Annotated in this window: 12 protein-coding genes; 9 read left to right on the top strand and 3 right to left on the bottom strand. The window is 65.1% G+C overall.

All coding sequences use genetic code 11. The features are described from left to right. Nucleotides 1-278: TspO/MBR family protein (locus BJQ90_RS04115; RefSeq protein ID WP_226759040.1), on the bottom strand; the 278-nt coding region annotated here is incomplete at its 3' end. 217 nt (nt 279-495) lie between these two features. Next, entirely contained in the window at nt 496-1,101 is a 606-nt protein-coding gene (locus BJQ90_RS04110) for a TetR family transcriptional regulator (RefSeq protein ID WP_226759039.1), read from the bottom strand. An 84-nt stretch (nt 1,102-1,185) separates the two neighbouring features. Here BJQ90_RS04110 and BJQ90_RS04105 point away from each other — a divergent pair, with 84 nt between their 5' ends. Then, the gene (locus BJQ90_RS04105) at nt 1,186-1,965 is read left to right on the top strand and encodes an SDR family NAD(P)-dependent oxidoreductase (protein ID WP_226759060.1); all 780 of its coding nucleotides are present in this window, start codon (nt 1,186-1,188) and stop codon (nt 1,963-1,965) included. A gap of 106 nt (nt 1,966-2,071) precedes the next feature. Here the strand turns inward: BJQ90_RS04105 and BJQ90_RS04100 are convergent, their stop codons facing one another. Next, nucleotides 2,072-4,258 carry a PKD domain-containing protein gene (locus BJQ90_RS04100; protein WP_226759038.1) on the bottom strand — a complete coding sequence of 729 codons (2,187 nt, stop codon included), beginning with the start codon at nt 4,256-4,258 and terminating at the stop codon, nt 2,072-2,074. A 670-nt stretch (nt 4,259-4,928) separates the two neighbouring features. On the opposite strand from BJQ90_RS04100, the gene BJQ90_RS04095 reads away from it, so the two are divergent. The 8 genes from BJQ90_RS04095 (at nt 4,929) to BJQ90_RS04060 (ending at nt 15,066) form a co-directional block, all read left to right on the top strand. Further along, nucleotides 4,929-5,792 carry a glycosyltransferase family 2 protein gene (locus BJQ90_RS04095; RefSeq protein WP_319004596.1) on the top strand — a complete coding sequence of 288 codons (864 nt, stop codon included), beginning with the start codon at nt 4,929-4,931 and terminating at the stop codon, nt 5,790-5,792. A gap of 1 nt (nt 5,793) precedes the next feature. After that, nucleotides 5,794-6,801 carry a glycosyltransferase family 2 protein gene (locus tag BJQ90_RS04090; RefSeq protein ID WP_226759036.1) on the top strand — a complete coding sequence of 336 codons (1,008 nt, stop codon included), beginning with the start codon at nt 5,794-5,796 and terminating at the stop codon, nt 6,799-6,801. After that, nucleotides 6,798-8,096, top strand: coding sequence for a glycosyltransferase (locus BJQ90_RS04085; protein WP_226759035.1), 1,299 nt, complete (start codon nt 6,798-6,800; stop codon nt 8,094-8,096). Before BJQ90_RS04090 ends, BJQ90_RS04085 begins: the two co-directional genes overlap by 4 nt. Before the next feature lie 120 nt (nt 8,097-8,216). Then, nucleotides 8,217-10,478 carry a hypothetical protein gene (locus tag BJQ90_RS04080; protein ID WP_226759034.1) on the top strand — a complete coding sequence of 754 codons (2,262 nt, stop codon included), beginning with the start codon at nt 8,217-8,219 and terminating at the stop codon, nt 10,476-10,478. Between the two features lie 40 nt (nt 10,479-10,518). Beyond that, a complete protein-coding gene (locus BJQ90_RS04075; RefSeq protein WP_226759033.1) occupies nt 10,519-11,298 on the top strand; it encodes a glycoside hydrolase family 16 protein in 780 nt (259 codons plus the stop codon). Nucleotides 11,299-11,426: 128 nt separating this feature from the next. Next, nucleotides 11,427-12,788 (top strand): hypothetical protein, encoded by a 1,362-nt coding sequence (locus BJQ90_RS04070; protein ID WP_226759032.1) that lies wholly within the window; start codon nt 11,427-11,429, stop codon nt 12,786-12,788. Beyond that, nucleotides 12,785-13,792 carry an aminoglycoside phosphotransferase family protein gene (locus tag BJQ90_RS04065; protein WP_226759031.1) on the top strand — a complete coding sequence of 336 codons (1,008 nt, stop codon included), beginning with the start codon at nt 12,785-12,787 and terminating at the stop codon, nt 13,790-13,792. The genes BJQ90_RS04070 and BJQ90_RS04065 overlap by 4 nt, the downstream gene beginning before the upstream one ends. A gap of 107 nt (nt 13,793-13,899) precedes the next feature. Then, nucleotides 13,900-15,066, top strand: coding sequence for a cytochrome P450 (locus tag BJQ90_RS04060; RefSeq protein ID WP_226759030.1), 1,167 nt, complete (start codon nt 13,900-13,902; stop codon nt 15,064-15,066). Nucleotides 15,067-15,081: the final 15 nt, after the last annotated feature.

Here is a 15,081-nt window from a genome sequence, read left to right as displayed (position 1 = left end):
GGGACGTCCCGCTGCCGCCACACGAGCCACACCGCAACCGCCATGGCCGCATAGAGCAGCAGCCAAACGGAGGCGAAGACCCACGCCGGGGGAGTCCAGGGCGCCTTGGCCGCCAAGGCATACCAGCCGCTGCCGTTCGCCCGGATCGGCAGTGAACCCAGCACCGACACACCCCAGGACACCGCCAGAAAGCCGATCAAGCCCGCGACCTGGCTCCGCCACGGGCGGTCGGCCGCTACTACGGGAGGCGGGACTCTGGTTTCGACGTTCGCAGGCACTGACTCACTGTGGTCAATCGGGGGCGTGCCCGTCAAACTGCGCCGGCGAACCTCGCGCCGCCGCCTTTCGACGCTGCGCAAAATAGTTGGCGCTGCGCAGAATGCCTGTCGCTACCGGAATTCCGCAGCGCACGGTATTCCCCGCAGCACCAGCGCAAATGCGCAGCGAAATTTGCTCCGAGCCCCCGCGGACCCGGCCAGTCCTTCGGAAGAGAGGTCAGGCCCCCGGTACCTGCAGCACATCCACCGCAGCGAGCAGATAGGGCACCGGATCGGGGTCCGCGCCCGCGGCCCACTGCATCCACGCCTCAAAAGTCGCGGCCAGGTAGGCCGCCGACAGGAATCCTGCGGTTCCCTCGGGAACCCCGAGCTCCGCAAGGTACCGCCGCGTCCGCTCGCGTTGAGGTGCCAGTGAATCGTAGCTCCGGCTGGCAAGCTCGGAATGTTCGGCAATCAGGCGCAGCCGCCCGCGCGAGACCGAGAGGTCAGGGATCGCCGACACGCCGGCGACGGCGGCGGCCCGCAGCCCGGCCATCAGGCCGCCGTCGCTTTCGAAGCCGTCCCGGGCCGCTTCGAGGGCCAGTCCGGAGGCCTCGATCACCGGCTCCATGCCGCCCCAGACGAGATCGGCCTTGCTGGAGAAATACCGGTACAGGCTCTTGCGCCCAATCCCCGCCTCGCCGGCGATGTCCGCCATGGAGGTCTGTTCGTAGCCGTTCTCGGCGAAGAGCCGCAGCGCAATGCTGGCGATGGCATCCGGATCGATGGTCGCGGGACGCCCGGCCGAACGCGTGCCGGCGGGCGTGGGGTCTTGCGGCAACATCCCACCAGTATTCACCCTTTCATAATGACACAGCGTGTCATAAGGTGAAAGATGTCAGTATTTGGAAACGTTCGGAAGGACATCATGGGCACCGAAGCTTCATGGCAGGAATCCATTACCGCGGGCCGCTTCGCGGGCAAGACGGTGATTGTCACGGGTGCGGGTTCAGGTATCGGCCTGGCCACGGCCCTGCGCGTTGCCAAGGAGGGCGGCAAGGTGATCGCCGCCGATGTGAGTTCGGAGCGGCTGGACGCCCTGGTCAACGGGAACAGCGGCCTGGATCTGGTCGCGGTGGCCGGTGACATCTCCGATGAAGACACCGTCGCCGCTGTTGTCGCCGCCGCGGGCAGCCGGGTCGACGCGCTCGCGAACGTCGCGGGCATCATGGACCACTTCGCGCCGATCCACGAGGTCGACGACGCCACCTGGGAGCGGGTCTTCCGGATCAACGTCACTGCCCTCATGCGCCTGACCCGCGCCGTCGTGCCGCTGATGCTTGAGGCCGGTTCCGGTTCGGTGGTCAACGTCGCCTCCGAGGCCGGACTCCGCGGCTCCGCCGCCGGCGCTGCGTACACCGCATCCAAGCACGCCGTCGTCGGCCTGACCAAGAACTCCTCGGTGATGTACGGGCCCAAGGGCCTGCGCTTCAACGCCGTGGCCCCCGGCGCCACCATCACCAACATCGAGGCCACCTGGGGTTCCCAGCTGGCGGCCGAACGACTCGGTCCGCTGATGGGTGCGAACATCCCGGCCCCCGCCACCGCGGCGCAACTGGCCGCCTCGATCACCTTCCTCCTCAGCGATGACGGCACCAACATCAACGGCGCGATCCTCGTCTCCGACGGGGGCTGGTCCGCGGTCTAACAGCCGCCCGGCACGACGCAAGTGGACGGCGCCGGGAGCTTCCCGGCGCCGTCCACTTTCATTTGCGCAACCTGGCGCGGGCCCAACTGCACCCGGCAGCCAGGGCTTAGGCCGGCTTCAGCGCCGTCCGCCAAACCGAGACGGCCTTTGCGGTGAAGGTCCAGGTGGCCGTGCCGCTGGCGCCCGCCGTAGCCTGCACCTGGTCGGCCTGTTCCGCGATTTGTGAATCCGGGGCTTCCCACCGCTCGGTCCAGCCGCTGGGGGGTGTTGCCGCCGGTGAGGAGCTGTCGAAGCCGACGCCGCCGATCAGCATCGCGTTGTTGCTCGCCGTCGTGATGCTGGGGGCTGTGATGCTGGTCGCCGTATACGTCGTGTTCGTGGCGGTGGCGACCCCGCTGTCCAGAGGTGTGGTGTTGTTGACGCCTCGGTACGCGGTGACTCCGCCGCCCCACTTCACCGCGGTGCTCAGCGTCCAGCTGTAACTTGCCGGGTCAGCGGACCCCACCACCTTGTAGTACGCGAACATCCGCGCCCCGGTGCTGATGGAGAGGTTATTGACGATGGCTGTCCAGCCCGCCGGGACAGCGGAGGTCGTCGGATTCTGGTCCGCCGTGAACGATGCGACCAGGACATCGCCGGCTGCGGTGCCGGAGGGCTTGGGCAGCGTGACGGTCGTTGTGGCCGTTGGGTTGCTTGCGGTGGTTGAGGCGCCGGCGGTAATCCCTGATGCGGGCGGCGGGGTGGTGCCCGTGGTGACCGTGATGGTCTTGCTGGCCGACGTCGATCCTCCGGCGTTGGTGGCAGTCAGGGTCGCGGTGTAGGTGCCTGCCGTGGAGTAGCTATGCGAGGGATTCTGCGTGGTGGAGGTCCCGCCGTCCCCGAAGGCCCAGGCCCATGAGGTCGGTGAACCCGTGGACGTGTCCGTGAAGGCCACGTTCAAGGGGGCAGTCCCCGAGGTCGGAGATGCGGTGAACGAGGCTGCCGGTGCTGCCGGCGGCGGCGGTGTTCCCCCGCCCAGGGCGCGGTAGGAGAACCAGTAGCGCTTGGTCGCGTTGTTGCTGGCCAGCACCACGAGGCCGGTGCTGCTGTCCACACTCTGCTTGGTGGTGGTCACATCGTTCATATTGGCGGACGAGCCGTCCTGGATAACCGGCGTGCCGCGGCCGGATGCGAAGACCGGGTTGTCCATGGAGGCCGTCTTTTCATAGATGGCGCCGGGAATGCCGGAGTAGGCACAGCCGCTGACGCCGGTGCCGGGGGCCGTGTGGAACGCATGGACCAAGTTGTTTTGCGTATCCAGGATGATCTGCGGGCGGGACACGCAGTCCCCGATCGTGGCGATCGTGGATTGGGAGAACGAGCCGGTTCCGGGCTTGAAGACCAGCAGCAGCAGTTCCGGCAGGCTCTTGTTGGTCGAGGTGTCGTTGAGGCTGGTTTTGATCGCAGCGAAGACCCGGCCGGAGTTGTCCGACTGAAGGGACTTGAGGTTCAGATGGTCGTCGGCGAGCTTGTTGCCCTTGACGGCATCCTGGACTTTCCACGAGGACGTCGCGGTGGGGCTGGTCCCGTCGGTGCGGGTGGCCCAGCGGACGGAGCCCGTGAGCTGGTCGCTCCACATGACCCCGATCTTGTTGCTGCCGTAGGCCACGACCGCCGAAATGTCATCCGGCGCAGGGTGCGGGTTGGAGACCGGGATCACGAACGGCGAGCCCCAGCTGGTCCCGTCGGGTGCGGACTTGTTGACGTAGACGGTGTTGGTGAAGCCGCTGGTCGAATTGCCGGAGACCTGGGTCCAGGTGGCCCAGATCGCGCCGGTGGTGTCCCGGTCGATCGTCATCGACTCGCTGCTGTTGTTCATGATGGTGGTCGGGAAGCCGCTGTCCAGGCTGAACTTCCCGCCCGAGAAGCTGTAGCGGTACAGCTTGGCCGGCTGGCCCGAGACCGACGCCTTCGGCGATGTGTCGCTGGACACGGTGACGACGTGGGAGGCGATATAGAGGTGGGTGCCGTCCCAGAGCGTGTCTGCCAGGGTGCTGGCGCGGGTGTCGTTCGTGACGCCGGTGCTGACCCAGGTCTTCGTGGGGACGTCCAGCCGGTAGATCTGCCAGCCCGTGCCGGAGGTCCACATGTCCGCCCACCACGATCCGCCATTGAACCAGAGCTTGCTCTGCGGCTTGTCCGAAGTCGGCGGGTTGCTCACTCCCGTGTAGCTGATGCTGGGATAGCCGTAGTCACTCGCCGCCGAGGCGCTGGTTGAGAATCCCAGCAGGCCCCCGGCCGCAACTAATGCCATTACCACTACCTGGCTAAGCCAGCGGGCTGTTCTTTTCATCTTGATCGCCGATTCCTTCATGCGTTTGATCGCCGTTTCCATGGTGAGTTTACAGATGTCTCCCGAATTGGTGATGTTTACCGCTCGCTTCGGAAGTGAAAAAGGTTCTTTCTCCTTCTTGGAGCTATTCGTTCTTTCCTGGCGGAGAAAAGACTGTCATGGAATACGCGATCTGCCCCGGCGTGCCAGCCTGAACTGCCCCAGGGATCCCGTTCCCCCCGACCCCGCAGCCGCCGTGGAAACTGCGCTTTGGCTGCGGCATACGCCGGCACTAGACCTTGCCATCCCGTCGGCGTACGGTTCCAGTATCGGGACAAAAACACGGAAACTCAACGGAAATTAGCCCTATCGCGGCTGACCGAGTACACCGTTCGCCAATGACTCGTGGTTCCCCGAGTAGGCCGCCCCGCAGACCCAAGTAGAGGCATGGGCATCGCACAAGGAGTGGAACGAACAACCAAGTATTAGCCACTCGTGACACAACTTTGGGTGAACTTTAGGCTCTAGGCATAGCCACGGTCCAGTGGCAGCTGGGGTATGGGGTCGGCACAATTTGACGGATTTCTCTGAATCCGTTCTCTAGGTTCTCATTCGCTGAGAGCAGTGCTATCGGCGCCTTGAATTTCATGAAGTGGTGAGGCTTTTGTCTATTCCAAATCTGGTCCCTAATTCGCCATCCGAGCGAATTACCGCCTCACCAAGGGCTTCGGTGAGCGTGGTAATTCCAACACTAAACGAAGAAATGAATTTGCCCTGGGTTCTGCGGCGGATGCCTTCATATGTGGATGAAGTTGTCATCGTGGACGGGCGCTCCCACGACCACACAATCGACGTCGCCCGGGCACTCAGGGTCGACGTCGTCGTGGTGGCTGAACCGCGCAAGGGCAAGGGCATCGCAGTCCGCGCCGGCTTCGCAGCGGCTTCGGGAGACATCATCGTCATGCTTGACGCGGACGGGAGCATGGACCCGCAGGAAATCGGCTGGTTCGTGTCTCCCCTCCAGCATGACTACGACTTCGTCAAAGGCTCACGCTACGTAACCGGAGGCGGGTCGGAGGACCTGACCTGGCTGCGGAACACCGGCAACCGCGTCCTGACGGGGCTGGCGAACACCGTGCTGAGAAGCAACTACTCGGACCTCTGCTACGGCTACATTGCACTGCGCCGGGAATGTCTGGAGGTTCTGGAGTTGGAGTCCGACGGCTTTGAGATCGAGACGGAGCTGATCGTGAGGGCGGCCCGCGCCGGGCTCCGCATTGCGGAGGTGCCAAGCTTCGAACTTGACCGCATCTCCGGGGTCTCAAACCTGCAGACCTTCCGCGACGGCTGGCGGGTTCTGCGCACCCTGGCCAGGGAATGCACAACCTGGGAAGCGCCAACCGCGGGGGCCAGGCCCGAAGCCCTCCGCCGGGTGAAGTACACCTATCCAAACGTCCGGTTTGCCCGAACACCCACGGATCCGCAAAGCGTCCTTACCGTGGCGGAAGGAGCCTAAGGTGCTCGACTTCAATTTCCGACCCTCCGCCTCCGTGGTCATCTGCTCCTACACGGAGCAGCGCTGGGAACTGCTGATGGACGTCATCGATTCCGTCCACGCCCAGACGCTCCAGCCGAAGCAGGTGATCGTTGTGGTTGACCACAACGAGGACCTGTACAAGCGGCTCGTGGCCGCAATACAGGACGTCACCCTGGTGGAGAGCACTGGGCTCCAGGGGCTCTCCGGGGCACGCAACACCGGCGTTGGCCTGGCAACCTCAGAGATCGTGGCGTTTCTGGACGACGACGCCGTGGCGGCTCCCGACTGGCTCGAGAAGCTGACTGCCCTCTACGACGATTCCGACGTCCTTGCCGTCGGTGGCAAGGTTGAGCCGGCATGGGAAGCCGGCCGGCCCGGTCACTTCGGCCCGGAACTGGACTGGATCGTCGGCTGCAGCCACCGCGGTATGCCAAAGGTGGCCTCCGAAGTGCGGAATGTCATCGGCGCAAACATGTCCTTTAGGCTTCAGGTGCTCCAGCAGGTGGGTGGCTTCAACCTCTCACTGGGCCGGCAGGGGACGAAACCGCTGGGATGCGAAGAGACCGAGATTTGCATTCGGGCATCGATCGGTTCCCCGGGTTCGCGCATTGTGTACGAGCCTGCAGCCCTGGTTCATCACTTTGTTCCGGTCCAGCGCGGGACGTTCCGGTACATGCTGGAACGTTCCTGGTCGGAGGGCATTTCCAAGGCCCAGGTCAGCCACGTGGTGGGCCACAAACGGGCCTTGGGCCCAGAGCGGCGTTACGTGCGCAGTGTCCTGCCGCGGGCGGTATTCTCCGGACTGGCGGACTGGAGCCGCGGCGCCGACCCCCAGGGTTTGCGCCGGGCAGGCGCCTACGTGGCGGTTCTGGCGGTCACAGCGGCCGGATACCTCCGCGGCCGCAGGCTTGCCCAGGGCTCAGGATCGCTCCTGGCCGGCTCACCTCCTGTCCCCAATGGCCGCCCTCCCTGGAGGGAAGCCACGTGATCGAAGTTGGAAATGAGTTCGTGGTGGCACCTGAGGACGCAGGACTGGACATTGCACCGTCAATGGGTAGCGAATCGGTGCCCGACTGGGCCGGGGCCCTGTGGGTCGGCGCCGTCGATCTCGATTCGCTTGCGGGCTACACCCACCTCAGGCTCCAGGACTCCATGGGCTATCACCGCGCACGCCTGCTCGTGCGCAGCGGATCGTCCGTGCGCGGGTTCATCGACGTCGACGCGCCAGGCGGCGTCCTGGATTGTGGCGTCCTGGAGTCCGCAGCGGCGGCATTGCCCGCGGCAGTGGCTTCCCCGAAGTCGTCGACGCCGTCGATCACCGTGATCGTCTGCACGCGGGACCGCGCTTCGTTGTTGCGTGGCGCCCTCACCGCGATCCTGCACCTCGATTACCCGGATTTCGACGTCATCGTTGTGGACAACGGGGCAAGCACCGCCGAGACCCGTGACATGGTCCGGGACGATTTTCAGGACCCCCGTTTGACCCTGGTCTCCGAGCCGAGGCCGGGGTTGTCGAGGGCGCGCAACGCCGGCTTGCGCCGTGCGCGTGGAGACATCGTCGCGTTCACGGATGACGACGTCGTCGTGGATGAGTTCTGGCTGCGGGGGATTGCGGCCGGTTTTGAACAGGCCCCCGATGTTGCCTGCGTGACCGGCCTGGTGCCGGCCGGTGAGTTGCGTTCGCCCGCCCAAGGCTACTTCGACGAACGCGTTAACTGGTCCAAGATCATCGCACCGAAGGTCTACTCCATGGCGGACCCTCCCGCCGATCTGCCGACATTTCCGTTTTGCGTAGGGGCCTTCGGCACCGGAGCGAACTTCGCGCTCGATCGACGGACCGCCCTGGCGCTGGGGGCCTTTGATCCGGCGCTCGGTGTGGGGACGCGTACTGGGGGCGGTGAGGACATCGACATGTTTACCCGGGTGATCCTTGACGGGCACTCGCTGGTCGTGCAGCCCTCCGCGATTGTCTGGCACCGCCACCGGGCGGAGCTGGAGGATCTGATCATCCAGGCACGAGGGTACGGCAAAGGGCTCGGATCCTGGCTGACAAAGATTCTCCTGAACCCGCACACGGCACGTCTGGCGATTGCCCGAAGCCCGCAAGGCGCGCTGCATTTCCTGAGAAACGCCCGGAATCACTCGCTGGGGCAAAGTTCGGCGGAGGCGGCGGCACCGGCGCCCCGGGACCCGCAGGTCGCGAAAGCCCTGCGGACCGAACTTCTCGCCGTGGCGCGGGGACCACTCAATTACCTCCTCGAGCGCCGGTCCGGGAAGACATAGACGGGGCTCGGAGTTTCTGGCACGGCCGATGGCACACACACAGTTCCTGGGGGAACGCGTCTCAAGGGGACGCCGACTTCCGCACAGTCCCCGCAGATCGATCAAGGAAGTATCAGCGACATGAGTCTCTTACTCCACGACGAAACACCTACCCCCAAGTCCCCGAAACGATCGGTAGCGGCGCTGAGGGCCGACCGGCCCTGGGACTTTGGGCTGGCGGCGGCCGGTGTCCTGCTCGCCGTCCTTATTCTCTTTGACCTGGGCGGTCCGGTGCTCGCGCCGGTCACGCTCCTGGGCTGTCTCGTGCTGCCCGGATGGGCTCTGGTACGGCGGCTTCCCGACGCCGATCCGGCCGCACGCTTGGTGTGGACAGTGGTGTTGAGTGCGGCCATCTACTCCGTTCCGGCGGTCATCATGGCGTGGACCCACCTGTGGCATCCCCGGCCTGTGGCAGCCGCCATCCTGGTGGCGGCGTCGGCCCTGATCGCTGTCTTTCCCCCTGGGATTGGAACGGGCCGGCATTCAGTTCACGGGCATCCGGCCCGCAGCCGGGCGATTGACTGGCGCTCCGTGCGGACCCTGGAGGCGTTCCGGGGCCGGGGTCCGTCCACCTACGTGCCGTGGGCCGTCCTCGGCTTCGCGATGGTGCTGTGGGGCGTGGCCCTTGCCCTGACGGGCGAAGACCTCGTCGGTACCCGGGGGCTGCTGACAACGTTTCCGCTGATCTGGTACGTCGCCGTCGCCGCCGTCGCCGCGCTGTGCATCTGGGCGGTCGCGGCACGAAAGATGGCGTCCAACAGCTTCCTGGCGGCCGCCACGACCGGGCTCGTCGCCATGCTCTACGCCTCGGCGGCCATGGTGGTCAGTGTTCCCCGGCTTCCCTGGTCCTACAAGCACATCGCGGTGACGAACTACATCGGGGCCACGGGCCAGGTGGATCCCTCGATCGACATCTACAACCGGTGGCCGGGTTTCTTCTCGGTCAGCGCCTTTATGGGCGAAGTTGTCGGCTACCACAACGCTGTGGACTACGCGGCTCTGGCGGAGTTCGGTTTCGCCATGCTGGACGTCGTGATCGTTCTGGCCATCGCGCGGACCCTCACGTCCAACCCGCGGATCTACTGGACCGCGACCCTGGTCTTTACCCTCACCAACTGGGTAAACCAGAACTACTACTCACCCCAGGCCTTTTCCTACACCCTCTACCTGACGATGTGCCTGATCGCACTGACCTTCCTCCGCGGCACACCGGTCCGCATCGCCACCATGGTGGAGGGCCGGCTGCAGAGACTGCAGGAGCGGTTCAAACGGGGGCTCGCGGCTGCCCCGCAGGTTGAAGCTGCCCGCCCGGGCCGTGCCATGGTCCTGCCGGCGGCGCTGACGATTCTCCTCCTGCAGGCCGTGACGGTTGTGAGCCATCAGCTGACGCCGTACATGGCCATCCTGTCGCTACTCCCGCTCTTCGTCTTCGGCTACTTCAGGCCCAAGTGGATCGGTCCGGTGCTGGCGCTCATGGCGTTCGCATACCTTCTGCCCAACCTCGACTTTGTGTCCAACAAATACGGGCTGTTCACCGGCTTCGACTTCTTCAAGAACGCCAGTTACACGCTTCCCGAGGCCAGCCGCCTCGATAATGCTTCCGGTTGGCTGTCCCGCACTCCGGATGCCCTGTCGTTCCTCATCGGGCTGCTCGGGCTGGCCGGCTTCGTCCGCAACTTGCTCCGAGGCAACGTCCGGCAGACGGTGATCGTCGCCTGGCTGGCGGGCGCGCCAATGTTCTGGCTCCTGGGCCAATCCTATGGCGGTGAGGCCAAGTTCCGCATCTTCCTCTTCGCCCTTCCGTGGCTGGCCGTGGGGGCGGCCTGGCTGTTCTGGGCGGGGCCCGTGCGTACGCGGAAAGCTGTGCTGGGCGCCACCGCTTCACTGACGATCATGGCCGTGCTGTTCACGATTGTGTACTTCCAGCAGGAAGCTAAGTTCCGGGTACCCAAGGAAGATGTAGTCGCGGCCCAATGGCTCGACGCACGTGTTGGGGCGAGGGACGTAATCTTTGAGACCAACGCTTTCTTCCCGCTCCTGGTTGGGCCGAACTACCCCAGCTACCTGGAATGGGGCAGGGTCACCTCGCTGACCAAGTTCCTCCAGAAATACAACGGAAACGTGAAGCCGGAGGATGTGGCGCGCTACGCAAACAACAACTGGAAACCTGAGCGCATCTTCGTCGTTTTCTCTGACTCACAGCTTGCACAAGCGATCAAAGACAAACTATTCGATGCCAACCTTCTCCCCGCTCTTGAACGGGAGTTAGCCGTAGGGGACAAAGCCGACCATGTATTTGACAATGGAGCCGTCCGAATCTACCAAATCAAAAAAACCGGTTAGCTTGGGCAAAGGAGGCGGGACTTTCGCCAGGGTTATCGCGATGGTCGTCGCCACCGCCCTGCTGATAGCGGTGGTCTGGTTCTTCTCGCGGGCATCCTCGCCGACTGATATGCCGGTGGGTGACCTCCCGGGCTGGAAGCAAACCGGTGCCCAGGACTTTACCACCCCGGCCCGGCTGGGCCAGGTGGGGGAGGTCTATGGCCCGGACATGCGTGGCTACCACGATCTCAAAGACACCTCCGGCGAGGGGCGCTACACGCCGGATTCCGTCCTCTCCGTGAACGACGGAAAACTCGACTACTACCTGCACACGAAGAACGGCACACCGCGGGTAGCGAGCATTGTCCCCTTCGGCTACGCCGGCCAGACCTATGGCCGCTACTCCATCCGGTTCCGGTCCGACAGCCTGCCTGGCTACAAAATCGCCTTTATGCTCTGGCCCTCGAGCGATGACTGGATTGAAGGCGAGATCGATTGGCCGGAGGGCGAACTGATCGGGAAAATGTATGGCGTCTCAGCCATCAAGGATTCGACCCTCAAAGGACCGGCCCGGTTCGACCCCTCCACGAAGTACTACTCGCGGACCGACGCGACTGACTGGCATGTGGCGACGACGGAATGGACGCCCGGCAAAGTGAAGTGGTTTTGGGACGGCGAATTCGTGGGCAAGACCTCCATTCCCGAAGGGGTTCCCAACACCAACATGCGGCTGACCCTGCAGGCTGAGACCAAGGACGGAGCGGACTCGTCATCACCCAAGCCTGAAACTTCCGGACATCTGGAAATCGACTGGGTCGTGCAGTATGCCTACGCGCCCTAGCCGCGGGCCTCTCGCGCATCATCGGGAGGCAGGCGAAGGCCACAGCCAGCAGAAACCGACATTGTTTGGGGGACTTCCCCGGCAGGGTCCGCCAGGCATCATTTCCATTGTTACAGGGGGAGAAACACATGGAAGTCCCGATTAGCCGCCAGACCGACCCCGGGGAATGGAGCGGCGAGCAGCCGGAGATCCACCCGACGATTGCGATGGCGTTCCGGGCCCTCGATGGGTCCGGGCTCCCGTGGGTGCTGCTGCGCGGCGAAGATGACCTGGTCCGCCCGCACGGCGATGTGGACATCCTCGTGGGAGACGGCCACAGCCAGCGCGTCGACGCGCTGCTGGCCGGTGTGGGATTCCGACGGGTCCTGGCCCGCGGGCACGGAAGCCACCGCTTCTACTTCAACTACGACGCCGCGGAAGACCTGTGGCTCAAACTCGACATCGTCTCGGAGATCTCTTTCGGACCGTTTCAACAGTGGCATACCGCCCTGGCCGCTGGGTGCCTCAAACGCCGCATCCGCAACGGGCTGCTTTGGCTCCCCGCAACCACCGAACAGGCATGGCTCCAGCTCCTCCACACCATGCTGGACAAGGGCGGAGCGGTCCGGCCTAAACGGATGGAAACCGTCCGGATCGCCGGCGCGCTCGCTTCGACCGACGACGTGATCGCGGCCTACGTCGACCGGCAGGTGGGACCCGGCAGCGCTGCGGAGCTGCTGAAGCTCGTCCGGTCCGGCAGCTTTGACGATTTTCGTGATCCGGCCTTGCGCATGGCTTCAGCCCTGACCCGGAACGCACCCCTGCGCACGCGCTTGACCGCGTTGCGAAACAGGGTGCTCCGGCTGCTCAGCCCCACCTTCCCGGGCCGCTTCAGCCGCGGGCTTGTGGTTGGTGTGATGGGGCCGGAGGGTGCAGACAAGACGACGTTGCTGCACCGCCTTGTTGAGAACTTTCCCATTCCCAGCCGCTACGTGTCCCTGGGCGTGAAGGGGCCCGGCCGTTGGGACAGCTGGATCACCCGGATTCCGGGTGGGCGACGCGGCCTGACACTGTTCAGGCAGCTCCGGGGCGCGTTGGCCGCAAAATACCATTGCCTTCGGGGCCGCGTGGTTGTTGTGGACCGGCCGGCCTATGACACCCCGCTACCGGGGCCAACCGGGACCACCGCCGGAAGCCGGACCGAAACCGCCTTGGCGTCCGCGCTGATGTCCGACCCCGACGTACTGCTCGTACTCGACGCGCCTGGCGGGATCTTGCTCCCGGGCAACGGTAGGCACCCGGCTGAGGTCTTCGAAAAGCGGCGTAAGGCCCATCTGGAAAAGGCGAAGCGGCGCCCGAGGACGTGGGTGCTTGATGCTGCCCAGCCCCAGCCGCTCCTGCAGCGGGCTGCCACCGGGATTGTGTGGGGACAGCTGGCGGGAACTTCCCCCGACGCGGCCACCTCCGCCCAGCCCGATTCGCAGGCACCGGAACCCGGGGAGGAGCCGTGAACTTCATCGACTCAGTACTTCGCCGGCACTACGAAGAATGGGGCCTCGCGGCATTCGGGCTGGGCCCGCAGTGGGACACCGTCATGATTACGCCGCAATTCACCACCTCCCGGCACGTGGTGGGGCTGGTTTTCGCGGGTGGAACCCACCATCCCGCACTCGTGGTCAAGGTACCGCGGTGCCCGGGCGACAACGAAGGCGTCCACCGGGAGGCGGAAATGCTGCGTGAGCTCACCGACCTCAGCGACGGGCGGGTGGACGGAATTCCCCGCACTGTGGCCACCCTGGAGATGGGGGAACACACCGTCCTGGTGGAGACCGCACTGACCGGAGTTCCGCTGGACCCGCAGCGGGTCGCCGGGGATCTTGCCGGGGCGGTCGCCCTTGGCGTGGACTTTGTAGCCGCCCTGCCTTGCACCCGGCCGGGACCGGAGAACGCGGACTGGTACGGGCGGACGGTCGAGCGCCCGCTGGAGGCCCTCGCCGCGCTGCTGCCGGGGGACGCCGAAGTGTCCGCGCTGGTCCGCCGCACCCACGAACTGCTGGGGCCGCTGCGGGACAGTACGCTGCCGGCCGTGTTCGAACACGCTGACTTGAGCCACCCGAACCTCCTGGTGCAGGCCGGCGGCGGGCTTCAAGTCATGGACTGGGAACGGTCGTCGCTCTATGGAGTGCCGGGACACGACCTCGTCTTCTACCTCCAATACCTTGGTGAATCGTCCGACATGGCGTTTTCCCGGGTCGCCCAGCTCGCAGCCTTCGACAAAGCCTTCGGGCCCGGCGGGTGGGCCCTTGCGCCGCTGCGCGAGCATCTGGTGTTCAGGGACATTGATCCGGAGTTGCTCCCGTTGCTGGTCATTGCGACCTGGGCGCGCTCGGCGGCCACGCTGGCCTTCCGCCTTGCCTCCGAGGACGTACCGGCGCCGGGGTCGGCGCAGCTGCGGGCCGCAATCCTGGACGACCGCGATTTCTGGCTATGGCGGCACGTCGTCACGAGCTACTGACGTGGAGCGATGGCTTGGATAAAATCAGGGTCCCACGGTCCAATAATCCGACGCCCCGACGGATCGGCCAGGCCGATACATCGCCGGGCTGAGCAGAGAGGCCAGTCATGGAATTCGCCCCGGCCAACGAGCATCCGTTGGACCCTTTTCCCCAGTACGAGAGAATGCGGGAAGCCGCACCCGTCTTTCACGACGAGCAATCGGGGAGCTGGCATGTCTTCCGGTATGACGACGTGCAGCGGGTGCTGTCCGAACATGCCAGCTTTTCCTCCAGGATGGGCGGCGAGGATCCCTCCGAGACAGGTCACCTGTTCGCTTCGAGCCTGATCACCACCGACCCGCCGCGGCACCGGCAACTGCGCTCCCTGGTGACCCAGGCGTTCACGCCGAAAGCTGTCGACGCCCTCGCTCCCCGCATCTCAAATCTCACGGAGGAGCTTCTGGAGGGGATCGCTTCGCTCGGAACCGCAGACCTGATCCAGGCGTTGGCGTACCCGCTGCCGGTCATCGTGATCTCGGAACTCATGGGCATCCCCGCCGAAGACCGCGACCGCTTCAAGCAGTGGTCCGATGTCATCGTGAGCCAAACGCGGACCAGTACGACGAATGAGGACCACCAGGCCGCCAACGCGGAGATGACCGGGTACTTCCTGGACCTGATCGAACGGCGGCGGACCCGGCCCGGCACCGATTTGATCAGCAACCTGCTCTCCGCCGAGATTGACGGGCAGAAACTGAACGTGGCCGAACTGCTGGGTTTCTGCGCCCTGCTGCTCGTCGCCGGCAACGAAACAACCACCAACCTGATTGGCAACGCGGTCCTTTGCTTCACTGAAGTGCCCGGCACCATCGAACGGTTACTGAAGGAGCCGTCCCTGCTTCCGCAGGCCATCGAGGAAGTGCTCCGCTTCCGGTCACCCGTCCAGTCCATGTACCGGGTGACGGTTGCCGACACCACCCTGGGCGACGTACAGATTCCGGCCGGCGCCCCGGTGGTGGCCTGGATCGGCTCCGCAAACCGCGACGAGCGGCAATTCCAGCGGGCCGCCCGGTTCGACATCGACCGGGACCAGATCCGGCATCTGGCATTCGGCCACGGCATCCACTTCTGCCTCGGGGCCCCGCTTGCACGGCTTGAAGCAAGGGTCGCGCTGGAGGGCATCCTGTCCCGGCTGCCCGGACTGACCCTGGACCCGGGGGCGCGCCTTGAACGGATGGAAAGCACCATCGTCTACGGGCTGAAGTCGCTCCCGGCCCGCTGGCAGGCAGCCTGACCGCAAGGCTGCCCT

The organism is Arthrobacter sp. SO3 (assembly GCF_020532825.1).
Taxonomy (GTDB): domain Bacteria; phylum Actinomycetota; class Actinomycetes; order Actinomycetales; family Micrococcaceae; genus Arthrobacter.
This window is presented reverse-complemented; position numbering and strand designations above follow the sequence as displayed.